Genomic DNA, 24,508 nt, shown 5'->3' with positions numbered 1-24,508 from the left:
CACTCAAAAACCCGCGCAGCATAACAACGCCGCGCGGGTCCCTGTAGAAAGAGGTGCGTTGCACCTGCACGGCACTTATCGACGATGTGCCCGCCAGCGCCATAGCACCCGTGCCAGCAGCATGACGATCAGCCCCGCGACGGCGGCGATGATCCAATACAGACTGTCGTAGCTGAGCAGCGGTTTTTCAACGCGCATATAGCCAGGTTGTGCCAATAACTGTCGCATCGCCCGATTGGCGGTTTCCAGGCTCACGGCCTTGATGCGTTTGGCGGGGTCGGTGAAGCGACCGTCCTCATAGTCGTTGAGCGCGCCCCAGTAATAATCGGCCAGCGCGCTGTTGCCCTGAACCGCCCAGGCTTGTCGGTCGACGGCCATGTCACGCAGGCGCGCAAAGGTCTCGGGCTGCATACCGTCGTTCTGTAAACGCTCGACCAGAGCGCGTATTTCCTTTTCGGCCCGGTCGGCGTCCTGGCGTTCGACGTCGGCATTAAGGCTCAGGAAGCCCACATCGCCAAAGACTTCACGCTCAGCCGACGGCCCATACGACAGGCTGTGCTTGAGGCGCAACTCGGTATAGAGCGACCAGTCGAGATAGGCCTTGACCAGATCCCAGGTCTCGTCATGCTGGTCGTCCAGCTGCGGCTCGGGATAGATCAGGTGCAGCCTGGCATTCTCCCCGAGCCCGCCGCGTTCGAGCTCGCGTCTGGGTTCGGCCGAGCCATTACTTTCAGCCAGTGGCGGGTGATCAATCGGATCGGTGGGAGCCAGCTTGCCGTAGGTGCGTTCCAGATAGGCCGGCAGCAGCTTGTCCAGGTCGCCGACCACGATCAACGTCATGTTGTTGGCGGCGTACCAAGACGCGAACACGTCTTCGATCTGCTCCAGCGTGATGCCGTCCACTTCAGGGCGTTCGGCGCACTTGAGGCCCAGTTCGATCGCCAGCTGGCTACTGGCACCGCGACTCGAATCGCGTCTGTCGAGCAGGCGCTGCAAGTGCGAGAAATGCCCCCCGTCTTCGCGCTCGACGATACTTTTGACGGTGTCCAGGCGCGCCTGATTCAGCTCGGTGCGGGTCATGACCTCCAGCAACAGATCCAGCACTTTGCGCTGGTTGCGTGCCGGAGCCTCGAGGACGAACGTTGTATCGGTGTTGCTGGTGAACGCATTCCACTCGCCGCCCAACGCCTGCATGCGCTCTTCCAGACCACCTTCGCCGCTGGCGTCGATACCGCTGAACAGCAGATGTTCCAGCAGGTGTGGCAGCTCCTTGTCCTTGCACGGAAAGTCATCGAAGCCAATGCCCACCACCAGACGGATAGCAACGTGACCCTTCTCATAGCCGGGTTTCAGAAGGACTTGCAAACCATTGGGCAGCAGATAGCCCTCGACTTTCAGGCGGTCAAGGGCGAACGAAGGGAGTGAGCCGAGAAGCAGACAAGCGAACAGCAGGCAACGCATAACGCAGCTTTCCTTGCGGGCCGGTATGTTTAACAGACTTCGAGGCTCCCCTTACGTTCACAGCGATTGTTCCGCCGCGCTTTCGCTGGACAATGCCCCGGTATCGGAGGTTTCCAGCACGGCGTAGGCGCTGCTGCAGAATAGCGAATTGAGGCGCTTCATGTCGGCGATCAGTTCCAGGTGCAATGAGCTGGTCTCGATGCTTTGCACCACTTTACGCTGCAGCCGGCTGACATGGGCATGCGCCAGCCGCCGCTCCTGAGCCCGAAAACGACGTTTTTCGCGCAACAACTGCCGCGCGCTCTCCTCGTCGCCACTGAGAAACACCGACAGACCCAGGCGCAGGTTGGACTGCAACTGGATCTGCAGGTCGGCCAGTTCCTCAAGTCCCGTTTCCGAGAACGAACGACGCTGCGACGTCTTCTGCTGCTGGATCTTGCGCAGCATGCGCTCAATCAGTCCGGCAGCCAGCTCCAGGTTAATCGTCAGCTCAATGATCTCGGCCCAGCGGCGGTTATCGTGCTCGCCCAGCTCCTCGCGCGGCATCTGTGCCAAGTACAGCTTGATCGCGCTGTACAGCGCCTCCACGTCATCGTTGAGGCGACGCACTTCCTGAGTGACGGCGGTCTGGGTGCCGCGCAATACAGCCAGCATCGAACCGAGCATGCTTTCGATCAGGTCGCCCATGCGCAGGGTTTCACGCACGGCATTGGCCAGCGCGAGCGCGGGCGTGCTGAGCGCTGTCAGGTCCAGATGGCGAGGTTTGGCCAGGCCGCCGACTTCGTTCTGCTGCGGCAGCAAGGCGGCGCACAGGCGCGCCATGGGGCCAACGGTGGGCAGCATGATCAGGCAACGCATTGTGTTGTAGATCAGGTGGAAACCGATGACCAGTTCCTGAGGGCTGAAGCCCAGCGTGTCGATCCACGCCACCAGCGGGTCGAGCACCGGGATGATCAGCAGCAGGCCCAGCAGCTTGTACAACAGGCTGCCCAGCGCAACCTGTCGTCCTGCGACGTTCTGCATGCTGGTGCTCAGAAACGCCAGCAGGCCGCTGCCGATGTTGGCGCCGATGACCAGACCGATGGCCACCGGCAACCCGATGATTTCTGCGCCCGCCAGGGTGGCGGTCAGCAGTACGGCCGCAAGGCTTGAGTACGAGATCAGGGCAAACATCGCACCGACCAGCGCGTCCAGCAGCAGATCGCCCGTCAATGAAGCGAACAACACCTTCACGCCGGCCGCCTGAGTGATCGGAGCCGCCGCCTCGACAATCAATTGCAGCGCCAGCACGATCAGGCCCAGGCCGATACCCACGCGGCCCAACTGTCCGGCCCGCGTCTGCTTGCGCGACAGAAAGAACACCACGCCGAGGAAAATCAGCAGCGGCGACAGCCACGACAGATCGAAGGTCAGCACCCGCGACATCAACGCAGTGCCGACATCGGCACCGAGCATGATGACCAGCGCAGGCGTCAGCGTCATCAGGCCCTGGCCCACGAAGGAGGTGACCAGCATGGCTGTGGCGTTGCTGCTCTGCACCATCGCGGTCACGAGAATACCGGCGATAAAGGCCAGCGGACGTCTGGACATGTTCTGGCTGAGCACGCGCCGCAGTTGTGCGCCGTAAACACGAAGGATGCCAGTGCGCACGATATGCGTGCCCCAGATCAGCAAGGCCACGGCGGATAGCAAATCGAGCAGGGTCAGCATACGGAGAGCCCCTGAGGTTTGCCCATACAGGCATTGGATTGAAAGGTGCAGCGTGTAGCGAGCGGGGAAGTGTTGTGTAACGCTCTACTAAGCTTTAGTCGGCCTTTGGCCTTGACGCCAGCATCGCACAGGCTCGGTTTCATTGAAATAAAACTGTCATAAATCAACGGTTCACGTCGGCACTGATCATTCTGCTTCCCGGGCTGACAGGGTGAACACGCAACCCGGCCCTAGGCGCTGGTCAGCCATTCCTCAGACGTGAAAAAGCCCGCCATCAACCCTCGGGTCGATGGCGGGCTTCTGATGGCCGCAGGTTACAGGCTGCTATAGAGCGGGAAGATCCCCATCAGCAGTGCCGCGACCAGAATGCACATGCAGACCAGAATCGCCCACTTCAGGGTAAAGCGCTGGTGATCGCCGAACTCGATACCGGCCAGTGCGACCAGCAGGTAAGTCGAAGGCACCAGTGGGCTGAGCAGGTGAACCGGCTGACCGACGATGGAGGCGCGGGCCATTTCCACCGGGCTGATGCCGTAATGGGAAGCGGCTTCGGACAGCACCGGCAGCACGCCGTAGTAGAACGCATCGTTGGACATGAAGAAGGTGAACGGCATGCTCACCAGCGCCGTGATGACCGCCAGGTAAGGGCCCAGCGCGTCCGGGATCACGGCGAGCAGGCTCTTGGACATGGCATCGACCATACCGGTGCCCGACAGGATGCCGGTGAAGATACCGGCGGCGAAGATCAAGCCGACCACCGCCAGAACGCTACCGGCGTGAGCCGACACGCGATCCTTCTGATCCTGCAGGTTCGGATAGTTGATGATCATCGCGATACTGAACGCGATCATGAACAGCACCGGCAGTGGCAGCAGGCCCATGATCAGGGCGACCATCAGGACCAGCGTCAGGCCACCGTTGAACCAGATCAGTTTCGGACGACGGGCATCAGGGAACTGTGACACGCTGATTTCGCTGTGATCGACTTCATCACCTTGCAGGTGCAGTTCACCCAGACGGGCACGTTCGCGTTTGCCGTAGAAGTAGGCAATCGCCAGGATCGCCACCACGCCAGCCAGCATCGCCGGGATCATCGGGACGAAAATGTCCGAGGCATCGACGTGCAGGGCGCTGGCCGCACGAGCGGTCGGGCCGCCCCAAGGCGTCATGTTCATCACGCCACCAGCCAGAATGATCAGACCGGCCATGATGCGTGGGCTCATGCCAACGCGGCTGTACAGCGGCAGCATCGCGGCCACGCAGATCATATAGGTCGTTGCGCCATCACCATCCAGCGAGACCACCAGAGCCAGCACTGCGGTGCCGACCGAAATGCGCATCGGGTCGCCTTTCACCATCTTCAGAATCTTGCGCACGGCCGGGTCGAACAGACCGGAGTCGATCATCAGCGCGAAGTAGAGAATGGCGAACATCAGCATGACACCGGTCGGCGCCAGCTTGGTGATACCGGCCAGCATCATCGGGCCGATCTGCGAGGCGAAGCCGCCGAACAGCGCGAAAACGATAGGCACCAGAATCAGGGCGATCAGCGCGGTCAGGCGTTTGCTCATGATCAGGTACATGAACGCAATGACCATGGCAAAGCCAAGGAAAGTCAGCATGGGAATACTCCAGACGTAATACGGCTACAGAACGATGGAAACGAACGAGTCAGCTCAGTAGGAGCGGTACGTGGAGGGGAAGCGCAAGGAGGGGACGGATCGGAAAATCAGCAAGCATCGGAATCACCATTATTGTTGTTAATTGGGCCAGGGAACGCAGTGAGCGACACCCAGGCTGGCCGGTCTTTTTGCCGGAAGTGAGGCGATGCTAATTGCACAAGCTTTCACCGACCTTTCAATCAGCGTTTATGGGTGTTTTATTGTCACGCGCGGATCGACGCACAACAGGGAGACGCACTCATGAGCCAGCTCAGCACCGGAGGCTGCCATTGCGGCAGCCTGCGTTATCAGTTCGATGCGCCGCTTGCAGACATCGCCCATTGCCATTGTTCCATCTGCAGGCGAACGTCCGGCGCGACGGTCATGACCTGGATCACCGTGCCGCGGGATTCATTTCAATGGCTGGCGGGCAGCCCGCGCGCCTACGACTCTGGCCCGACGTGCGTGCGTTACTTCTGTGGTAACTGCGGAGCCCATTTGGCGCTGTTCACGCGTAACAGCCCGCTGGAGATGGATGTGGCCATCGCCACGCTCGACCAGCCTGAGCGAGCTGCACCGTCGCGGCATATCTTCATCGAGAATCGCTTGCCGTGGCTGCGTCTGGACGAGCACCTGCCGGGGCGCGAGGGAGAGATGGATTGATAAGGATGCGGTAGTGATCGTTATCCACAAATCTTCATGGCGGAATACGATGTCTGAACGTGAGAGCGGACTTGCCCGCGAATACTGTTTTTCAGACGCCGCATCTTCGTCGGATGGACCAGCTTTCGCTGACAAACGCAGCGCAGCATGGCCTGCACTCACGGCTGAAATCGTGCCCGTTCCAGATGCTCATCGCGACGTGTGTCTCACGATGAGCGCAGACGTATGCATGATCAGGCTCTAAAGGACGTTACTGACTGAACTGAGACGCCAGTTCGCGCAGCAGCACTTCGGCTTCCAGCACCTTTTTGACCGCTTCGTTGGCTTTTTCGCGGGTCAGGCCCAGGCGCTCGAACAGCTCATCGGGAATGTCCTGCTGAGGCCCTGAGCCGACACCGTTGGCGTTCAGCAAGCGCACCGCCAGGAACACCAGGTTGGCGTAGGCATGGTGTTCACCGGCGTAGTCGGGGTCGTGCTGGAAGCGCAGCGCAGTGGCGAGTTCGTCCGGCATGTCCCAGTAACGCATCAGCCAGGCGCCGATCTGTTCACGGCTGATCCCGAGCAAATGGTGCTCGATGAAGCTGTGGTGCAGGTGCGGATTGACTTCCAGCTGACGGCAGATCAGCGAGAAGTGTGGCGGGAACACGTGCGCCAGCAACAGGTAGCCAAAGTTGTGCAGCAGACCCGCGAGGTAGGTGAGCCCGCCCTCAGGTCGCTTGGCACGCGGAATGGCGCGGGTCAGGCCTTCGATGACGGCTGCGGTGTAGATCGACTGCTGCCAGTAGGGCGTGGTCTGTTGCGGTTGATCCTTGGGCAGGCTCAAGGTCTTGCCCAGCGCCAGACCCAAGGCGAGGTTGATGACCAGATCGAAACCCAGCACACGCACGATGGCGTCTTCGACCGAGCGGATCTTGCCGGTCGAGGCGTAGTAAGGCGACGCAGCCCAACTGACGACCTGAGCCGCCAGCGCAGGATCGGTTTCGACCACGCCGGTGATGTCATCGATGGTCGCGTCGGGATCGACCCGCAGCTTGATGATTTTTTGTGCAGTGCCGGCCAGTGGCGGAATTTCCAGGGTCGCTTCCAGACGCTGCTGAATACGACGCGCCGTGAAGGCATGCATGGCCTTGGTGATCTCGGCCGGGTCGTCGTCAGGGCGATCAAGGTTAGGATGAATCGCGCCTACAAGCTGACCGAAATGGGCCGCGCTGGCCTTGCTCAGCATGCTCTTGAAATCCTCGCTGCCGATTTCCAGCAGGATGCCGGGCTCGCCGGAACCCACCAACAGCGTCGGTTCCTGTAGCAGGCGTTCGTCGTAGAGACATGGCGAGCTGGTGAGCGCCGGCAGGCCGGGCAGAACGTGCAGGCTGTGCTTGGCCAGCATGCGCAGCAGGCGGTCATGTGGCACAGCAGTCAATTGCCGGCCGGTCAGTTCGGTGATACGGCTGAGGTCGAGCAACTGGCTTTGCGGAAACAGGATCAGCAGCGCGCCGACGGCGTCTTCGACCAGAACAGCCTGGACTTTGCGTGCCGGCTGCAGGCTTGGGTTGTCCACGACTTCGTTGTAGCTGATAGCCAATTTTTCAAGCAACTGCCGGATTACGGAAGGGGCGTGATGCGAATCATCGACGTGAGCAACTTCTGTCATGGTCTTTGTCCAAATTCCTACAATGAACGAAGTATAACCACCTTATTTGATTTGGGTCTCATGCGCTTTCCAAACCGTTGCCTGCATCACACCTGGCCATACTGCTGGCCATGACGAAGCCAGCGTTCCAGTAACGGGCTGACGTGTTGCGGCCAACGCTCAAGCAAGGCTTGGGCGGCGTCGCGAACGGCGGGGAGCAGATCGGCGTCGCGCATCAGGTCAGCGACCTTGAACTGCAGCAGGCCCGTCTGTCGGGTTCCGAGCATTTCGCCGGGGCCGCGCAGCTCCAGGTCTTTTTCGGCGATGACAAAGCCGTCGTTGGTCTCGCGCATGATGCCCAGGCGCTGACGACCGATCTGCGAAAGCGGCGGGTGATAAAGCAGCACACAGTGACTGGCTGCGCTGCCGCGTCCGACCCGGCCTCGCAATTGATGAAGCTGGGCAAGCCCGAGCCGCTCGGGGTTTTCGATGATCATCAGGCTGGAGTTGGGTACATCGACACCGACCTCAATCACGGTCGTGGCGACCAGCAGTTGCAACGCGCCCTGTTTGAACTCGGCCATGATCGCGGCTTTCTCGACAGGCTTCATCCGCCCGTGGATCAGCCCGACACGCAGTTCTCCCAGTGCGCTGCTCAGCTCTTCGAACGAGGTCTCGGCGGCCTTGCAGGTCAGCTCTTCCGACTCTTCAATCAGTGTGCACACCCAATACGCCTGTCGGCCTTCGGCGCAGGCGGCGCGCACCCGCTCGATCACTTCCATGCGGCGGCTGTCGGCGACCAGCACGGTATTGACCGGCGTACGGCCTGGCGGCAGTTCGTCGAGGATCGAAGTGTCGAGGTCCGCGTAGGCGCTCATGGCCAGGGTGCGGGGAATCGGTGTGGCGGTCATGATCAACTGGTGCGGGCACATCAGGCCGCCGACGCCTTTCTTGCGCAGCGCCAGGCGCTGCTGGACGCCGAAGCGGTGCTGTTCGTCGATGATGACCAGCGCCAGGTTCTTGAACTGCACTTCGTCCTGAAACAGCGCGTGAGTGCCGACCACCATCGGCGTACCACTTGCGATCTGCTCAAGCGACGTGGCGCGCGCCTTGCCCTTGAGTTTGCCGGCCAGCCACGCGACGCCCACGCCCAGCGGTTCAAGCCAGCGCTGAAAGTTGACGTAGTGCTGTTCAGCGAGGATTTCGGTGGGTGCCATCAGCGCCACCTGATAGCCGGCCTCCAGCGCCTGCAGAGCAGCCAGTGCGGCGACGACGGTCTTGCCCGCGCCCACGTCGCCCTGAATCAGGCGCAGCATGGGTTCGGGCTGACTGAGGTCGTAGGCCACTTCCTTGCCGACGCGCTGCTGCGCGCCGGTTGGCGGGAAGCCAAGGTTGGCGAGAAACTGCTTCGGCAGCTTCTTTGCCAGCGGCAAGGCGGGTGCGCGCTGTGAGCGCAGGCTCTCGCGCAGGCGCTGTTGAGAAAGCTGGTGAGTCAGCAGTTCTTCAAATGCCAGACGGTGCTGCGCCCAGTGATGACCCAGCGCCAGTTCATCGACATCAGCATCGGCCGGTGGGTGATGCAGATAGCGAATCGCGTCGTCCAGTGGCGCCAACTGATAATCCCGGGCCAGCTCTTCAGGCAGCCAGTCCGGCAGGCTCTTGGGGCCGAGCATCGCCAGGCTTTGCTGGCAGAGCTGGCGCAGGCGCTGCTGGGTAAGGCCTTCGGTGCTGGGGTAGATCGGCGTCAGCGTCTGCTCGACGGGCGCAGGCTCGTCGCCCGTGATTGCGCGGTATTCGGGGTGGTAGATCTCAAGGCCTGAAGCGCCGGGCCGTGCTTCGCCGAAGCAGCGCAGATGCGTGCCTCGCTTCATGCCTTCTTTCTGGGCATTGCTGAAATGGTAAAAGCGCAGGCTGACGACACCGGTGCCGTCGCCCAGGCGGACCAAAAGGCTGCGCCGCTTGCCCATCACCACATCCGCGCCGCTCACGACGCCTTCGATCACGGCGTCCTGGCCGGGCCGCAATGCGCCGATGGGTACGATGCGGGTGCGGTCTTGGTAACGTAACGGCAGATGAAACAGCACATCCTGCAGGTTTTCCAGACCGACCTTGGCCAGCTTTTCAGCCATGGCCTCGCCGACACCCTTGAGTGCCGTGACCGAGACTTTGGAAAGCTCGCTCATGCTTGCTGCCTAGCTCGCTTCTGATTTGGGACGTGCCACTGAACACAGGCGAACGGAGTCAGCGAGAATCTCGATTGCCTTGGGCCTCGGGAAGCTGGCGCGCCATGCGATAGCGACGGTGCGGAAGGGCACGGGTGGCGTCAGCGGACGTACTTCAATCACACCGGGTGCATAGTGATGGCTGTCGACGGCCGACAACGGCAGGATCGAAATCCCCAGGCCTGACGCAACCATGTGGCGAATGGTTTCCAGCGAGCTGGATTCCACGGTGGTGTGCCTGGCACCCTCGCTGCCTTTGGTCAGTGTAGGACAGGCTTCGAGCACCTGATCGCGAAAACAATGGCCTTCACCCAGCAACAGCAGACTTTTGTCATTGAGGGCGGAAGCGTCGATGGTGGTCTTCTGCGTCCACGGATGGTCAGCAGGCATCAGGACCGAGAACGGCTCGTCGTACAGCGGCAGGGTCAACACATCGGCTTCATTGAAGGGCAGCGCGATGATGACCGCATCCAGCTCACCGTTACGCAGCTTGTCGCGCAGCACGTGAGTGAAGTTTTCCTCGATGTACAACGGCATTTGCGGGGCGACCCGATGCAGTTGCGGGATCAGGTGCGGAAACAGGTAGGGGCCGACGGTATAGATGGCGCCTACTTTCAGCGGCGCAGTCAGCTGGTTCTTGCCGGCCTGAGCCAGTTCGCGGATGCCTTGCGCCTGCTCAAGCACCTTTTGCGCCTGGGCAACGATGCCTTCACCAACGGGTGTCAGGCGCACGGCGCTCTTGCTGCGCTCGAAGATCAGCACACCCAGTTCGTCTTCGAGTTTTTTGACACCCACTGACAGCGTAGGCTGGCTGACGTGGCAGCGTTCGGCGGCATGGCCAAAATGCTGCTCCTGGGCAAGCGTAACGATGTAGCGCAATTCTGTAAGGGTCATAACGTGCGTCCATGAAGTTGCGGCCCCAGCATAGCGGGTGCAATCGATAGACGCACGTTATCAGAAGCACTCTTGAGTAACAAAAGTGTGATTCAGCGTTTATCCAGGGAATAAACGAACGGTGCGAGGATTTCGATGGTGCCGTTGTTGAGAATTTCCCCGGGCGGCTTGGGCAGCGGTTGCGCGCGACGGATCATCTCCATGGTCGCACGGTCCAGTGCCGGGCTTCCGGAACTGCTGGCAATCTCGTAGGACGTGACGTTGCCCTGTGCATCCACAACGAAGCGCAGACGAGCAACCCCCTGCATACCGCGACGGCGAGCATCCTCGGGGTACTTCTTGTATCGGCTCAAGTGCTGCAGCAAGAGACCCTGCCAGGTGGGCAATGCGGTGCTCGGCGGTGTCGGCGTCGCGACGGGTGTCGGTGCGGCCGATTTTTCGGGTTTGGCCGTGCTCGGAGGCGTATCCACCGGTTTTTCTTCGGCGGGTTTTTCCTCAGGCTTCGGTGGCTCAGGCTTCTTCTGCGGCTTGGGGGGCTGCGGTTTGGGCTTGGGCTTTTCCACCTTTTTGGGCACGACGATTTCCGGCTTCGGCGCTTCCGCGACCTCCGGCATCGGCACCTGCTCTTCGGGTGCTGGCGGCTGAGGTGGCAGCGCGACCTGCGGCGGTGGCGGCGGTGCGGGTTCCGGCAACGGTGCCAGCTCGACCATCATGGCTGCCGGCGGCAGCTCGATGGCCTGAGAGGCCGGCCAGCGAAGGGCGATAATGATCGCGATCGCATGGACAGCCAGCACCAACAACAGACTACCGCTATAGCGCGTCAGTTTTTGGCGCGTAGTGATCATTTCTTACCAACCGTCTCAAGGCCTACCAGACCGACTTTCAGGTAACCCGCGCCCCGAAGCGTGTTCATGACCTCCATCAGATCGCCGTAATCTACGCCCTTGTCGGCCTGGAAGAAGATCGTGGTGTCTTTCTTGCCCTTGGTTCGGACGTCCAGCACCTGACCGATCTGCTCGCGTGCGACCTTCTCTTCACCCAGGTACAGGCTCTTGTCTGTCTTGACGCTGAGAAAAATCGGCTTCTCGGGCCTGGGCTGCGGTTTGGCGGTGGACGCCGGCAGGTCGACCTTGATGTCCACAGTGGCCAGCGGGGCGGCCACCATGAAGATGATCAACAGCACCAACATGACGTCAATGAACGGCGTGACGTTGATTTCGTGGTTTTCGGCGAGATCGTCGTCGCCTTCTTTCAGATGCATGCCCAAGGTTCAGCCCACCTTGACCATGTGCGGCGATTGACTGCGCTCAGCGGCTGGCTGGTGATCCAGATCACGGCTGACCAGCAGCAGGACCTGAGCCGATGCGTCGGCCACCTGTGCCTTGTAACCGGCGATGGAGCGGGCGAAGACGTTGTAGATCACTACGGCAGGAATCGCGGCAACCAGGCCCAGCGCGGTGGCCAGCAAGGCTTCGGCGATACCCGGTGCGACGACGGCGAGGTTGGTGGTCTGTGTCTTGGCGATGCCGATGAAGCTGTTCATGATGCCCCACACCGTACCGAACAGCCCCACGAACGGGGCGGTGGAACCGATGGTCGCCAGCACGCCGGTGCCGGAGCTCATGTTACGGCCACAGGCGGCGACCAGACGCTCCAGGCGGAAGCTGACGCGCTCCTTGATGCCCTCGCGCTCGCGGCTGTTGGTCGACAGGTGCATCTCTTCCATGGCGTCGTGTACCAGCAGATTTGCCAGTGTGCCTTCTTGTGCGGCGGTCTGGCTGGCCTCGGACAGGGTGCGGGCCTTTTTCAGGTTGGCGATTTCGGTGCGCAGACGACGCTTGGCGCCCAGCAGCTCGAAGCCCTTGGCAATCCAGATGGTCCACGTGATGATCGAAGCAATCGCCAGACCGATCATGACCGCCTTCACGACCACGTCAGCGTTCTGGTACATACCCCACGGCGACAGGTCGTGGGACATGCCCAGGCTGTTGCCTTCGGCGGCGGGTTCTGTCTCTTGGGATTGCGCGCGCAGGGACTCTAATGAAGCACGAAGTTCCGGTGGGAACTGAGCTATTTTTTCCTGAAACTGCTGGTCAGTGAGCGTCTCGATCGACTGTGCGTCAGGCAGCTGTGTAGGGGCCGATTGATCAGCCAGCGCAAAGGGCGCGAACATCAGGCTCAAGACAAGAGCAGCGATACCTCGCCATGCGCGAGGCAGGCTGAATAGCTTGGTTGGCGAAGCGATTGAGTGAATACGTGTCATGCTGGCCTGGCCTGGAAGTGGAAAATGGGGGGTTGTTCCAGTCGCCGTGCGTTGCAATCGGCGTTCGATGGGGAACAAATGGGTGGCCATTATTGCAAATCGTTCTTGTTAACAAAAGTAATACAGTAACTTTTTTACATATTGGCTTGAACATCCGGCGCTTTTTGATGACTTTGTAACGTGCCCCACCACCGTATTCTGGAGATATGAAATGCCTGTCCCTTCCGTTTTGATCGCTGGCTGTGGCGACATCGGCTCCCGTCTGGCCGCCCGGCTGCTCGCTCATGACTGGACGGTCTACGGGCTAAGGCGCACGGTTTCCGGGCTTGCGCCTGGCATCGTTCCCGTCGAAGGCGACCTGTTCGATGCCCAAAAGCCTGCTGCCTGGCCCTCGTCGACGCTGGATTACGTGGTCTATTGCGCGACGCCTTCGCAGCGTGACGAAGCCGGTTATCGCAAGGCCTATGTCGATGGGCTGCGCCACGTGCTGAGCTGGCTGTCGACTCAGGGTCAGCGGCCTAAGCGTCTCTTTTTTGTGTCCAGCAGCGGCGTTTACGGACAGCAACAGGGCGAATGGGTCGACGAAACGTCCGCCACTGAACCCGCAGGCTTTTCCGGGACGGTGATGCTTGAGGCCGAGCAACTGGCCCTCAACAGTGGCCTGCCTGCGACTGCGGTAAGGCTGACCGGCATCTATGGACCGGGCCGCGCCGATCTGTCCAATCGCGTGCGTCAGGGTCACAGTGTCAGGATCGACCCACCGGTTTACGCCAATCGCATTCATGCCGACGATGCCGCTGGCCTGCTGGCGCATCTGCTTCAGGCCGATGATCAGGGCGTGGCGCTGGATGATTGTTATCTGGGCGTGGACGACGACCCTGCTGCACTGGCCGATGTGGTGTCGTGGATACGTGAGTATCTGGGCGTTACCGAATGGTCTGACGAGGTCAGCGTGCAGCGAGTCGGCAGCAAGCGTTGCAGCAATGCGCGAGCAAGGGCCCTGGGCTGGACGCCGATGTACCCCGACTATAAAGCGGGTTACGCCGCCTTGCTCGGCTAAGCATTGATCAAGGCCCGGTTAGCCATTCACATCGCTTTGCGCGATTCGAACCGGGCGTGGATCAGCATGCCGACCACCATCGCGAGCGTGAACGCGATGGGCTGCCAGTTGCCGCTCAGGAGCAGCGCTACTGCCGGGCCGGGGCAAAGGCCTGCCAAGGCCCAGCCAGCGCCAAACAACAGGCTGCCAAGAACGAGCCGGCGGTCGATGACTTTAAGGGTCGGAATCTGCATCGGTGCGCCAAGCAGCGACGTGCGGCGGCGCTTTGCAACGAAAAATGCGACGCTGCTCGGCACGAGCGCTCCGGCCATGACAAGGGCCAGTGAGGGATCCCAGTCGCCTGCAATGTCCAGAAACGCGAGCACCTTTGCAGGGTTGGTCATGCCGCTTAGGTAAAGCCCCAGACCGAAGAGCAGCCCGGCGATCAGTGCAGTCAGTTTACGCATGCTTACACCCCGGCCACGTGACGAATCAGATAAACGCAGGCGAAGCCGCTGCCCATGAAACAGCAGACGGCAACGATGGATCGTGGCGACAGCCGTGACAGTCCGCATATGCCATGTCCACTGGTACATCCGGCACCATAGCGAGTACCGATCCCGACCATCAGCCCCGCAATCAGCAGGGTGTAGACACCGGTATTGAACGAAGCCTCAGGCAGCCTTGAGCCCAGTGACCAGATCAGTGGCGAGGCCAGCAGACCGGTGAGGAAAAGCAGTTTTTCGCCACGCCCTTCGCCCGTGCCTGACAGAACGCTGCCGAGCAATCCGCTGATGCCGGTAATTCTGCCGTTGAGCAAGATGAACAGGCTGGCTGCAAGGCCGATCAGCAAGCCTCCGGCCAGCGACGTCCAGGGGGTGAAGTGGCTTGAAAGGCTTATCATGTCTCACACCTGGCAGCAGGATGATCGGATGGCAGCCGAGGCAGGCTGCTCAGTTGTTGGTAGATGAGTGCTGAAACCATTGCACAAAAAAGCGCCCATGAAGGACGCTCTTTGTTGATCGGGCTTTACGAACCCACGCTTACTGTTGCTCGAGCAACCAGCGGCGAGTGCCCGGACGCAGTTCAGGCATCTGGTCGGCACCGGCATTGTTCACGGCCTGGAAGATCTCCAGTTGCTTGCCTTTGCGAGCGAAGATCCACGGATTGCCTTGCTCGGCCTTCTCCAGCCACATGCTGTCGTATTCACCGCTCATGGCTGCGCAATCGCCAGCGAGACACAGCGCGAAACGATCATTTTCGGGAAGACCCTGCACGCTGCCGTCCGGCATGAACTGCACCGTGCTGCCTTGGCCGTCGCCTTCAACGATGGTCCATTTGCCGCCCATGTAAGCTGCATACAGCGCTTTTTCAAAGCTGCTGCCCGGCTGGGCGCCGTCAGGTACGGAATTTTTCGGCTTTTCGAAGTGCTGCTCAGGGCCTGACTCGCTGGCCGCCTGAACCAGTTCGTCACCCTTGACGCTCAGGTCTTCGAAGAAATTGCCGTAGAAGTCGATGTGCAGCTTGCCCTCGGCGGCGCTGACGATCTTGCCTTCACCCAGCTCGAAGCCATTGGAGTAGACCGCCTGGTTGGCCTTGGAGTTGATTTGCCACTCCAGATTCGGGCCGTTGGCGAGCAGCGCCTGACGCAGGTTGCCCTGCTTGACTGCCGCGTCGATGGCGGTCTGGTTGATCCAGGTGCCGTCCGGGTTGCGGTCGGCGTGACTGGCGCAGCCACCGAGAATGACGGCCAGCAGCGAAATGGCGAGCGCGGAGCGCATAACAGATTCCTTCCTTCAGGGAGAGCGCAGCGTAGCAACGCTGCGCTGGGGATTTATTCGATGACGAGAATCGCGTCCATCTCGACCTGCGCGCCACGCGGCAGTGCGGCAACGCCGATGGCTGCGCGTGCCGGGTAAGGCTGTGCGAAGTAGGTGCCCATGATCTCGTTGACCTTAGCGAAATGGCCCAGGTCGGTCAGGAAGATGTTCAGCTTGACGATGTCCTTGAACGAACCGCCTGCCGCTTCGGCAACGGACTTCAGGTTCTCGAAGACCTGGGTGATCTGGGCTTCGATGCCGTCGACCAGTTCCATGGTTTTCGGATCAAGAGGGATCTGCCCGGACATGTAGACGGTATTGCCAGCTTTGATCGCCTGAGAGTAAGTGCCGATGGCCGCTGGGGCCTTGTCGCTGGTGATGACAGTCTTGGTCATGAAGAACTCCTGAAAGTGGATGGTCTACGAGCGCATACGGGTGATGCGTGTGACCCCGGTCAGTGCGCGTAGTTTCTTGATCACGCGGGCCAGGTGCACACGGTCGTGCACGCTGACCACAAGCTGGACCACGCTGATGCGACCATCGCGTTCGTCCATGCTGATTTTTTCGATGTTGCCGTCGGCGGCGTTCACGCTGCTGGCCAGCAGGGCGATCAGGCCGCGCTGGTGCTCCAGCTCGACGCGCAGTTCGACATTGAATTCGCCTGTCACATCCTTGGCCCACGAGAGCTGGATGCATTTTTCCGGGTTATGACGGATTTCGCTGATATTGCGGCAGTTGTCCAGGTGCACGACCATGCCCTTGCCCGCAGACAGGTGGCCCACAATCGGATCACCCGGTATCGGCGTGCAGCACTTGGCGTAGCTAAGGACCAGGCCCTCGGTGCCGCGAATCGCCAGCGGACCTTCCGGGCTTGGCAACTGATCACCTTCGCCAAGCAGGCGGCGGGCTACCACGTAGGCCATGCGGTTGCCCAGGCCGATGTCTTCGAGCAGGTCTTCCAGCACTTCGACGCGGTATTCGTTCAGCGCCAGCTGAATGCGCTCTGCCGGGATTTTGTCCAGGCTGCTTTCGAAGCCGTTAAGCACTTTGTTCAGCAGGCGCTCGCCCAGGCTGATGGACTCTGAGCGACGTTGCAGCTTCAGTGCATGACGAATATGTGTGCGCGCCTTGCCGGTCACGACGAAGTTCAGCCATGCAGGGTTTGGACGTGCGCCGGGTGCGCTGACGATTTCAACCGTCGAGCCGCTCTGCAGTGGCTCGGACAGCGGTGCCAGTCGGCGGTTGATCCGGCAGGCAATGCAGCTGTTGCCGACGTCGGTGTGCACCGCATAGGCGAAGTCCACCGCCGTGGAGCCTTTTGGCAGCTCCATGATCCGGCCCTTGGGCGTGAAGACATAGACCTCGTCCGGAAACAGGTCGATCTTGACGCTCTCGATGAACTCCAGCGAGTTGCCGGCACGCTGCTGCATTTCCAGAACGCCCTTGACCCACTGGCGGGCGCGGGCATGCGTGCCCTTGGGTTGCTCGTCATCGCTGGACTTGTAGAGCCAGTGCGCAGCGATCCCGTTGTTGGCCATTTCTTCCATCTCGCGGGTGCGGATCTGGATTTCGATGGGCACGCCGTGCATGCCAAACAACGTGGTGTGCAGCGACTGATAGCCGTTCGCCTTGGGGATCGCGATGTAATCCTTGAAGCGACCCGGCAGCGGTTTGTACAGATTATGAACAGCGCCCAGTACGCGGTAGCAGGTGTCGACCTTGTCCACGATGATACGGAACGCGTAGACGTCCATGATCTCGTTGAAGGCGCGACGCTTGCCGCGCATCTTCTTGTAGATGCCGTAGAGGTGCTTCTGCCGACCACTGACATCACCTTCGATGCCGTCAACGGCAAGGCAATGGCTCAGTGATTCTTCGATCTTGTTGACCAGTTCCTTGCGATTGCCCCGGGCGCGCTTGACGGCCTGGTTGATCCGCGAGGAACGCATCGGGTACATGGCCTTGAAGCCCAGGTCCTCGAATTCGATACGCACACTGTGCATGCCCAGGCGGTTGGCGATGGGTGCGTAGATCTCGAGGGTTTCCTTGGCGATGCGGCGACGCTTTTCACCGGACAGGACTTCCAGTGTGCGCATGTTGTGCAGGCGGTCGGCGAGCTTGACCAGAATCACGCGAATGTCGCGCGCCATGGCCATGGCCATCTTCTGGAAGTTTTCCGCCTGTGCTTCGGCCTTGGTCTCGAAGTTCATCTGGGTCAGTTTGCTGACCCCGTCGACCAGTTCGGCCACGGTTTCGCCAAATTGCGCGCTGAGCGCTTCCTTGGCAATGCCGGTATCTTCGATCACGTCATGCAGCATCGCAGCCATCAGGCTTTGATGATCCATGTGCATGTCGGCAAGGATGTTCGCCACTGCAAGGGGATGCGTGACGTAGGCTTCGCCGCTGCGACGGCGCTGGCCGTCGTGGGCTTGTTCGGCGTAGTAGTACGCTCGGCGGACCAGATTGACCTGATCTTTGCCGAGATAGGCCGACAGTCTATCGGCGAGGGCGTCTATGCTCGGCAAGGCGCTACCCCCTGCCGATGGCTTTTACCCTGCGCCGTACTGCGTCGACCCGGCATAGGCTTAGACGGCCTCGTTGGACTCGTCCTCGAACGCTGCGAACAATGGTTCATCTTCAACGATTTCGGCTTCTGCGATAACGGCGTAGTCCATCAGGCCAGCAGCGATTTCACGCAGGGCCACAACGGTAGGCTTGTCGTTTTCCCACGCCAGCTTCGGCTCTTTGCCGCCGGTGGCGAGTTGACGCGAACGCTTGGTAGCGAGCATGACCAGCTCGAAGCGGTTATCGACGTGTTCTAGGCAGTCTTCAACGGTCACGCGGGCCATGGGTATTCCTCGTAGCAAATGCGTATGCGCGATGCCCGGATGGGCGAGCGGACTCGGTAGTTTACAAGCGGAGTGCTGTAAGCAGCAAGCGGCAGGCCACAGGCGATGTGCTTTTGACCTGCAGTCTGCCGCGTTGAAACAGTCCGATCAAGCCAGCAATTGCTGAAAAAGCTCGCTGTATTGTTCCTGCTGATGCTGCTGGGTCAGGCGGTTGGCGCGGAAAATGGCTTTCAGGTCGGCCAGTGCGCTGTCGAAATTATCGTTGACCACGATGTACTCGTATTCGACGTAATGGCTCATTTCGCTGACCGCTTCGCGCATTCGGGTTTCGATGATTTCGTTGCTGTCCTGGCCACGGTTGGTCAGACGCTGACGCAATGCCTGCTGGGAGGGCGGCAGAATGAAGATCGAGCGGGCGTGCGGCATCTGCTCGCGAACCTGTTGCGCGCCCTGCCAGTCGATTTCCAGAATCAGGTCATGGCCTTCATCCAGTGTCTGCTGCAGGTGGCTTTGAGACGTGCCATACAGGTTGCCGAAGACTTCGGCCTGCTCCAGAAAATCGCCGTGGTCGATCATGCGTACGAATTCGGCGCGGTCGACGAAGTGGTAGTTCACGCCGTTTTCTTCGCCGGGACGCATGGCGCGGGTGGTGTGCGACACCGAAACGCGGATCTGCGGTTCAGCCTCGGTCAGGGCATTGACCAGGCTGGTCTTGCCCGCGCCGGACGGCGCGGAAATGATGTACAGGGTGCCGGATTTATGGGTCATGTCAGGTTCAGCCTTACTCAATATTCTGCACTTGTTCACGCATCTGCTCGATCAACACTTTGAGGTTGACGGCAGCCTGTGTGCTGCGTGGGTCGAAGGCCTTGGAGCCCAGGGTGTTCGCTTCGCGGTTGAGCTCTTGCATCAGGAAGTCCAGACGGCGACCCGCCTGACCGCCGGTCTTGAGCACGCGCCGCACTTCGGTGACGTGGGTGCTCAGGCGATCCAGTTCTTCGGCCACGTCGCTTTTTTGCGCCAGCAGGACCATCTCCTGCTCCAGGCGCTGCGGATCCAGCTCGGCCTTCATGTCTGCGAAGCGATCCAGCACTTTCTGGCGCTGAGTGGCCAGCATCTGGGGCACAAGCGTACGCAGGGTGGCGACTTCTTCAGTGATGGCGCTCAACCGCTCGTCGAGAAGTTTCGCCAGGTCGGCTCCCTCGCGTCCACGGCCATTCTTCAATTCGGTCAGCGCCTCGTTGAACAATGTCAGGGCTTCGCTGTTCAGCACCTGCGGGTCATTGGCGTCGGCCACCAGCACGCCCGGCCAGGCCAGCACCTCAAGAGGGTTCAGCGGGGCCGGCTGCTGGATCAGGCTGGCGACGGATTCGGCCGCAGCGATTAACTGGCTGGCACGCTCGCGATCCACCTGCAGGGGCTTGCCTGCGGTTTCTTCCACGAAACGCAGGGTGCATTCGACCTTGCCGCGCGACAGGCCCTGACGCAGAGCTTCACGTATTGCGCCTTCCAGATCGCGGAATGATTCCGGCAGACGCAGGTGCGGCTCAAGGTAGCGATGATTGACCGAGCGCAGTTCCCAGCTCAGTGTGCCCTGGGCACCGGCCCGTTCGACTCGGGCAAAGGCAGTCATGCTGTGCACCATGGGAATACCTCTAGATTCAGTCCAGGCAGTTGAGCCCGCGCGAGGGGCGGACCGTTGCAATGGATGTCATGAAAGCCGACAGGCTGCAAAGGCGCAGGATTGTAGCGCAGTGCGGCGCAGGCTCCCAATCCGAGAGTATGACAAACGATGCGAGGTGTTTTTTGCAGCCGCATGCCAGGCCGCAAAGTCCCGATCCAGAGCCCTGAGCACCCGAAAAAAATACGGGCCTGACTTTTAGAGATGCCCAGCCCGGACGATGGCCTCTATAATGCTCGGCAGTTTTCCGTCTCAGTACAGGTATCCCAGATGAAACGTCCAAGTGGTCGCGCCGCCGATCAGCTCCGCTCGATCCGCATCACCCGCAACTACACCAAACACGCCGAGGGTTCTGTGCTGGTCGAGTTCGGTGACACCAAGGTGATCTGCACCGTCAGCGTCGAAAACGGCGTGCCGCGCTTTCTCAAAGGTCAGGGGCAGGGTTGGTTGACTGCCGAGTACGGCATGCTGCCGCGTGCGACCGGCGAGCGTAACCAGCGTGAAGCCAGCCGTGGCAAGCAGGGTGGTCGTACCCTGGAAATCCAGCGTCTGATCGGCCGTTCGCTGCGTGCTGCGCTGGACATGTCCAAGCTGGGCGACGTCACGCTGTATGTCGATTGCGATGTCATCCAGGCTGACGGCGGCACGCGCACTGCCTCCATCACCGGTGCCATGGTTGCCTTGGCTGACGCCTTGAAAGTGATCAAGAAGCGTGGCGGCCTGAAAGGCGGCGACCCGCTCAAGCAGATGATTGCTGCGGTGTCGGTCGGCATGTATCAGGGCGAGCCTGTGCTCGACCTGGACTACCTGGAAGATTCCGCTGCCGAGACCGACCTGAACGTGGTCATGACCAGCGCAGGCGGTTTCATCGAGGTGCAGGGCACCGCAGAAGGCGCGCCGTTCCAGCCTGAAGAGCTGAACGCGATGCTGGCGCTGGCACAGAAGGGCATGACTGAATTGTTCGAATTGCAGCGCGCCGCATTGGCCGACTGATAACCAGGAGCGTGACCATGAGTGACAGCCAGCTATCGCCGCAGAAACCGGCTCAAAGCGCCCGTCAATGGGCGATGTTCTGTCACTTGTCTGCGTTTTTCGGCCTGATCTTTCCGTTCGGAAACCTGCTGGGGCCTCTGATTCTCTGGCAGGTGAAGAAAGAGGCGGATCCGTTTATCGATGCGCAAGGCAAGGAAGCACTGAACTTTCAGATCACCGTCGCGATTGCGGCCACGGTCAGCATGCTGCTGATGGTCGTAGTCATCGGCTTTGCGCTGCTGATGCTGGTCGGGATCGGCGCGTTGGTGCTGACCATCATCGCAGGTGTCAAGGCCAACGAAGGGGTGGACTATCGCTACCCGTTCACCTGGCGCCTGTTGAAGTAAGCGCGGTCGCGAGCAACGCAAAAAGCCGACTTCAAGTCGGCTTTTTCGTGTTCGGGTGCCGCCTGACGATCAGATCGTCAGGGTCCAGTCGTAATCCACGATCAGCGGCGCGTGCTGCGAGAAGCGCGGCTGGCGGGGCAGACGGGCGCTGCGCACGAAGCGGCGCAGACCTGGCGTCAGGATCTGGTAGTCGAAGCGCCAGCCCAGATTCAGCATCTCGGCCTGCTCGCTGTCCGGCCACCAGCTGTACTGATCACCTTCGCGACTGACTTCACGCAGGGCATCGACATAACCCATGGTGCCGACAATCTCGTCCATCCAGGCACGCTCGGGCGCCAGGAAGCCAGGAGATTGCTGGCTGTCACGCCAGTTCTTGATATCGAGTTTCTGCTGCGCCACATAGAGCGAGCCGCAGTAAATGTACTCGCGACGCTTGCGGCGCTGCTTGTCCATGTATTTGCCGAAATCGTCCATGAGCTTGAATTTCTGATTCAAGTCTTCGTCCCCGTTCATCCCGGAAGGGAAGAGCAGGGTCGCAATACTGACTTTGTCGAAATCGGCTTGCAGGTAACGCCCGTAGCGGTCGGCTGTCTCGAAGCCGAGGCCGCTGATCACCGCCTTCGGTTGCAACCGCGAATAAAGCGCCACGCCACCCTGAGCGGGGACTTCGGCTTCGCAGGCATAGAGGAAGTAGCCATCCAGCTGAAAGGCTGGATCATCCAGTTCAAAGGTGGAGGCGCGGGTGTCCTGTAAGCAGATGACGTCGGCATTCTGAGCTTGCAGCCAGCTGAGCAACCCACGCTCGACCGCAGCCTGAATGCCATTTACGTTCACACTGATGATCCGCATAAATGGCCCCAAAAATCACGTGCGTGTATGATACCCGAGGTCTACCCAATTAGCTAAATCCGTGCTTTCAGGGCTTTTTTCATGCAAGCGTATCAACGCGATTTCATTCGTTTTGCCATCGATCGCGGTGTACTGCGCTTCGGTGAGTTCACTCTCAAGTCCGGACGCACCAGTCCGTACTTCTTCAATGCCGGTCTGTTCAACAGCGGTTCTGCTCTGGCTCAGCTCGGTCGCTTCTATGCGGCAGCCGTGGTCGAGAGCGGCATTGCCTTTGATGTTCTGTTCGGGCCTGCGTACAAAGGCATTCCTCTGGCGGCCGCGACCGCCGTGGCGTTGGCCGAGCATCACGACCGCGACCTGCCCTGGTGCTTCAACCGCAAGGAAGCCAAGGCGCATGGTGAGGGTGGTAGCCTGGTCGGCGCACCGCTGGCCGGTGATGTGCTGATCATTGATGACGTGATCACTGCGGGTACTGCCATTCGTGAAGTGATGCAGATCATCGCTGCGCAGGACGCCAAGGCAGCCGGTGTGCTGATCGCACTCAACCGTCAGGAGCGTGGCAACGGCGAATTGTCGGCCATTCAGGAAGTGGAGCGCGACTTCGGCATTCCGGTGGTGAGCATCGTGTCGCTGAACCAGGTGCTGGAATTCCTCGCCGACGATCCGCAGCTCAAGCAGCATTTGCCTGCTGTCGAGGCTTACCGCGCACAGTACGGGATCTAGGATGCAGATCTGGCGGGCGCATAGGCGATGCCCGTCAGGCGCGTTGCAGAGGCTCGTGCGCGCGTCAGGCGTATTGGGTTTGTCGCTGGGAGTGCTGTGTTCTGCCCTGGTGCAGGCTGCCGATATCCCCGAAATGCGACTTTATCGGTACATCGATAATCGCGGCGTGACGGTCATCGACCGCCTGGGCGTGCCTGCCGAGTACGTCGCCAAAGGTTATGAAGTGCTCAATGCCCGAGGCCGGGTGGTGCAGGTGATACCGCCTGCGCCCACCGCCGAGCAGATTCGTCAGGCCGAGGCCGACAAGGTTCAGGCCGACGCCAATGCGAAGTTGCTGAGCCTATACAGCAGCGTTGCCGACGTGGACCGCGTCAAGGCGCGCAAGCTGGCCGAGCTGGACACGCTCATCGGTGTTGCTCAAGGCAACCTGCAAGGGTTGGCCACTCAGCAGCGCAATTTGCTGGGGCAGGCGGGTGATCAGGAGCGTGCCGGGCGTCCGGTTCCGCAGACGATCATCGAGCAGTTGAACGACGTGCGTGATCAGCAAGTGCGCCTGCAGGGCGATATCACAGGCTATCAGGCGGCACGCGCCAAGGCCGAGGCGGGCTTTGCCGAAGACCGCGTTCGTGTGCAGCAACTCACGCAGCACCTCACTCAGTAGTCCGCTTAAGTCGATGCCATGAAAAAGGCCCTGTCAGCAGATGCTGACAGGGCCTTTTTGTCGTGCAGAGAATCAGTGACGCTTGCGATTGCTGATCAGCGTACCCACACCTGTGTCGGTGAAGATTTCCAGCAACACGGCATTCGGAACGCGACCGTCGATGATGTGCGAGGTGGTCACGCCACCTTGTACTGCTTCCAGCGCACACTTGATCTTGGGCAGCATGCCGCCGTAGATCGTGCCGTCGGCAATCAGCGTGTTCACTTGCTCGGTGGTCAGGCCGGTCAGGACCTGGCCTTGCTTGTCCATCAGGCCGGCGATGTTGGTCAGCAGCATCAGTTTCTCGGCCTTGAGGGCTTCGGCAACCTTGCCGGCGACCAGATCGGCGTTGATGTTGTACGACTCGCCGTCGGCGCCGACGCCGATTGGTGCGATCACCGGGATGAAATCACCCTTGACCAGCATGTTGAGCAGGTCGGTGTTGATACCGACCACTTCGCCCACATGACCGATGTCGATGATTTCAGGCTTGGTCATCTCGGGTGTCTGACGCGTGACGGTCAGCTTCTTCGCACGAATCAGCTCCGCGTCCTTGCCGGTCAGGCCAATGGCGCTGCCGCCATGGCGGTTGATCAGATTGACGATGTCCTTGTTGACCTGGCCACCCAGCACCATTTCCACAACGTCCATGGTCTGGGCATCGGTGACGCGCATGCCGTCGATGAAGTGGCTTTCGATCGACAGGCGCTTGAGCAGATCACCGATCTGTGGCCCTCCACCATGGACAACCACCGGGTTGATACCGACTGCTTTCATCAACACGATGTCGCGAGCGAAGCCGGTTTTCAGCTCTTCGCTTTCCATGGCGTTGCCGCCGTACTTGATAACCAGCGTCTTGCCGACGAAGCGGCGAATGTAAGGCAGCGCTTCGGAAAGGACCTTGGCTACATTAGAGGCGGCATCACGTTCGAGGGTCATTCAGGGCTCCAGTCAAAAGGGGGAAAGC

25 protein-coding genes and 1 pseudogene are annotated in these 24,508 nt (G+C 60.5%); 6 read left to right on the top strand and 20 right to left on the bottom strand.

From position 1 onward, the window contains the following. Positions 1-75: 75 nt before the first annotated feature. The 3 genes from H8S56_RS15220 to H8S56_RS15210 all read right to left on the bottom strand — a co-directional run bounded on the left by H8S56_RS15220 (position 76) and on the right by H8S56_RS15210 (position 4,793). The gene (locus H8S56_RS15220; protein WP_187519090.1) at positions 76-1,461 is read right to left on the bottom strand and encodes a M16 family metallopeptidase; all 1,386 of its coding nucleotides are present in this window, start codon (positions 1,459-1,461) and stop codon (positions 76-78) included. A 57-nt stretch (positions 1,462-1,518) separates the two neighbouring features. Then, the gene (locus tag H8S56_RS15215; protein WP_187519089.1) at positions 1,519-3,171 is read right to left on the bottom strand and encodes a Na/Pi cotransporter family protein; all 1,653 of its coding nucleotides are present in this window, start codon (positions 3,169-3,171) and stop codon (positions 1,519-1,521) included. Between the two features lie 314 nt (positions 3,172-3,485). Continuing rightward, a complete protein-coding gene (locus H8S56_RS15210; RefSeq protein WP_024687388.1) occupies positions 3,486-4,793 on the bottom strand; it encodes a CitMHS family transporter in 1,308 nt (435 codons plus the stop codon). Between the two features lie 300 nt (positions 4,794-5,093). On the opposite strand from H8S56_RS15210, the gene H8S56_RS15205 reads away from it, so the two are divergent. Beyond that, on the top strand, positions 5,094-5,495 hold the full coding sequence (locus tag H8S56_RS15205) for a GFA family protein (protein ID WP_187519088.1): 402 nt from the start codon (positions 5,094-5,096) through the stop codon (positions 5,493-5,495). A gap of 250 nt (positions 5,496-5,745) precedes the next feature. Here H8S56_RS15205 and H8S56_RS15200 read toward each other — a convergent pair whose 3' ends face one another. From H8S56_RS15200 to H8S56_RS24915, 7 genes and pseudogenes are all read right to left on the bottom strand, one after another. Next, positions 5,746-7,143, bottom strand: coding sequence for an aminoacyl-tRNA deacylase and HDOD domain-containing protein (locus tag H8S56_RS15200; RefSeq protein WP_187519087.1), 1,398 nt, complete (start codon positions 7,141-7,143; stop codon positions 5,746-5,748). 86 nt (positions 7,144-7,229) lie between these two features. Beyond that, a complete protein-coding gene (gene recG / locus H8S56_RS15195; protein WP_187519086.1) occupies positions 7,230-9,305 on the bottom strand; it encodes an ATP-dependent DNA helicase RecG in 2,076 nt (691 codons plus the stop codon). A gap of 9 nt (positions 9,306-9,314) precedes the next feature. Next, positions 9,315-10,238, bottom strand: coding sequence for a hydrogen peroxide-inducible genes activator (locus tag H8S56_RS15190; protein WP_187519085.1), 924 nt, complete (start codon positions 10,236-10,238; stop codon positions 9,315-9,317). A gap of 92 nt (positions 10,239-10,330) precedes the next feature. Further along, positions 10,331-11,083, bottom strand: a complete 753-nt coding sequence (locus H8S56_RS15185) for an energy transducer TonB (RefSeq protein ID WP_024687393.1) — start codon at positions 11,081-11,083, stop codon at positions 10,331-10,333. After that, entirely contained in the window at positions 11,080-11,505 is a 426-nt protein-coding gene (exbD, locus tag H8S56_RS15180) for a TonB system transport protein ExbD (protein ID WP_024687394.1), read from the bottom strand. The genes H8S56_RS15185 and exbD overlap by 4 nt, the downstream gene beginning before the upstream one ends. A gap of 3 nt (positions 11,506-11,508) precedes the next feature. Next, complete coding sequence (gene exbB / locus H8S56_RS15175; RefSeq protein WP_408003819.1) at positions 11,509-12,216, bottom strand: tonB-system energizer ExbB; 708 nt, start codon at positions 12,214-12,216, stop codon at positions 11,509-11,511. 152 nt (positions 12,217-12,368) lie between these two features. Then, positions 12,369-12,501, bottom strand: a pseudogene (locus H8S56_RS24915) (tonB-system energizer ExbB); the annotation flags it as partial. Positions 12,502-12,712: 211 nt separating this feature from the next. Between H8S56_RS24915 and H8S56_RS15170 the strand changes: the two are divergent. Continuing rightward, entirely contained in the window at positions 12,713-13,561 is an 849-nt protein-coding gene (locus H8S56_RS15170; RefSeq protein WP_187519083.1) for an SDR family oxidoreductase, read from the top strand. Positions 13,562-13,587: 26 nt separating this feature from the next. Here H8S56_RS15170 and H8S56_RS15165 read toward each other — a convergent pair whose 3' ends face one another. The 8 genes from H8S56_RS15165 to H8S56_RS15130 form a co-directional block, all read right to left on the bottom strand. Next, a complete protein-coding gene (locus tag H8S56_RS15165) occupies positions 13,588-14,007 on the bottom strand; it encodes a YeeE/YedE family protein (RefSeq protein WP_187519082.1) in 420 nt (139 codons plus the stop codon). Positions 14,008-14,009: 2 nt separating this feature from the next. Continuing rightward, positions 14,010-14,444 (bottom strand): YeeE/YedE family protein, encoded by a 435-nt coding sequence (locus H8S56_RS15160; protein ID WP_024687398.1) that lies wholly within the window; start codon positions 14,442-14,444, stop codon positions 14,010-14,012. Positions 14,445-14,583: 139 nt separating this feature from the next. Next, positions 14,584-15,321, bottom strand: coding sequence for a hypothetical protein (locus H8S56_RS15155; protein ID WP_024687399.1), 738 nt, complete (start codon positions 15,319-15,321; stop codon positions 14,584-14,586). A 53-nt stretch (positions 15,322-15,374) separates the two neighbouring features. Then, on the bottom strand, positions 15,375-15,755 hold the full coding sequence (locus H8S56_RS15150) for a RidA family protein (protein WP_024687400.1): 381 nt from the start codon (positions 15,753-15,755) through the stop codon (positions 15,375-15,377). A gap of 24 nt (positions 15,756-15,779) precedes the next feature. Further along, positions 15,780-17,885, bottom strand: coding sequence for a bifunctional GTP diphosphokinase/guanosine-3',5'-bis pyrophosphate 3'-pyrophosphohydrolase (gene spoT / locus H8S56_RS15145; protein ID WP_187519081.1), 2,106 nt, complete (start codon positions 17,883-17,885; stop codon positions 15,780-15,782). A 60-nt stretch (positions 17,886-17,945) separates the two neighbouring features. After that, positions 17,946-18,209 (bottom strand): DNA-directed RNA polymerase subunit omega, encoded by a 264-nt coding sequence (rpoZ, locus tag H8S56_RS15140; protein ID WP_004887180.1) that lies wholly within the window; start codon positions 18,207-18,209, stop codon positions 17,946-17,948. Between the two features lie 147 nt (positions 18,210-18,356). Then, positions 18,357-18,977, bottom strand: a complete 621-nt coding sequence (gene gmk / locus H8S56_RS15135) for a guanylate kinase (protein ID WP_024687402.1) — start codon at positions 18,975-18,977, stop codon at positions 18,357-18,359. 13 nt (positions 18,978-18,990) lie between these two features. Continuing rightward, positions 18,991-19,854 (bottom strand): YicC/YloC family endoribonuclease, encoded by an 864-nt coding sequence (locus H8S56_RS15130; RefSeq protein WP_187519080.1) that lies wholly within the window; start codon positions 19,852-19,854, stop codon positions 18,991-18,993. A gap of 306 nt (positions 19,855-20,160) precedes the next feature. On the opposite strand from H8S56_RS15130, the gene rph reads away from it, so the two are divergent. Together rph and H8S56_RS15120 are read left to right on the top strand one after the other, a co-directional pair. Beyond that, positions 20,161-20,883: a ribonuclease PH gene (gene rph, locus H8S56_RS15125; RefSeq protein WP_003313989.1), complete on the top strand. Its 723-nt coding sequence runs from the start codon at positions 20,161-20,163 to the stop codon at positions 20,881-20,883. Positions 20,884-20,900: 17 nt separating this feature from the next. Beyond that, positions 20,901-21,269 (top strand): DUF4870 domain-containing protein, encoded by a 369-nt coding sequence (locus H8S56_RS15120; protein WP_024687404.1) that lies wholly within the window; start codon positions 20,901-20,903, stop codon positions 21,267-21,269. A gap of 69 nt (positions 21,270-21,338) precedes the next feature. Here H8S56_RS15120 and H8S56_RS15115 read toward each other — a convergent pair whose 3' ends face one another. After that, positions 21,339-22,118: an exodeoxyribonuclease III gene (locus H8S56_RS15115; RefSeq protein ID WP_024687405.1), complete on the bottom strand. Its 780-nt coding sequence runs from the start codon at positions 22,116-22,118 to the stop codon at positions 21,339-21,341. 81 nt (positions 22,119-22,199) lie between these two features. On the opposite strand from H8S56_RS15115, the gene pyrE reads away from it, so the two are divergent. Further along, on the top strand, positions 22,200-22,841 hold the full coding sequence (gene pyrE, locus H8S56_RS15110) for an orotate phosphoribosyltransferase (RefSeq protein WP_073170539.1): 642 nt from the start codon (positions 22,200-22,202) through the stop codon (positions 22,839-22,841). 133 nt (positions 22,842-22,974) lie between these two features. Beyond that, positions 22,975-23,502 (top strand): DUF4124 domain-containing protein, encoded by a 528-nt coding sequence (locus H8S56_RS15105; RefSeq protein WP_235986796.1) that lies wholly within the window; start codon positions 22,975-22,977, stop codon positions 23,500-23,502. Positions 23,503-23,574: 72 nt separating this feature from the next. Here H8S56_RS15105 and argB read toward each other — a convergent pair whose 3' ends face one another. Continuing rightward, complete coding sequence (gene argB / locus H8S56_RS15100) at positions 23,575-24,480, bottom strand: acetylglutamate kinase (protein ID WP_024687408.1); 906 nt, start codon at positions 24,478-24,480, stop codon at positions 23,575-23,577. Positions 24,481-24,508: the final 28 nt, after the last annotated feature.

The sequence above is a fragment of the Pseudomonas triticifolii genome (assembly GCF_014358015.1).
Lineage (GTDB): Bacteria > Pseudomonadota > Gammaproteobacteria > Pseudomonadales > Pseudomonadaceae > Aquipseudomonas > Aquipseudomonas triticifolii.
The sequence above is the reverse complement of the archived record's forward strand: the minus strand, read 5'-3'. Positions and strand labels throughout refer to the sequence as shown.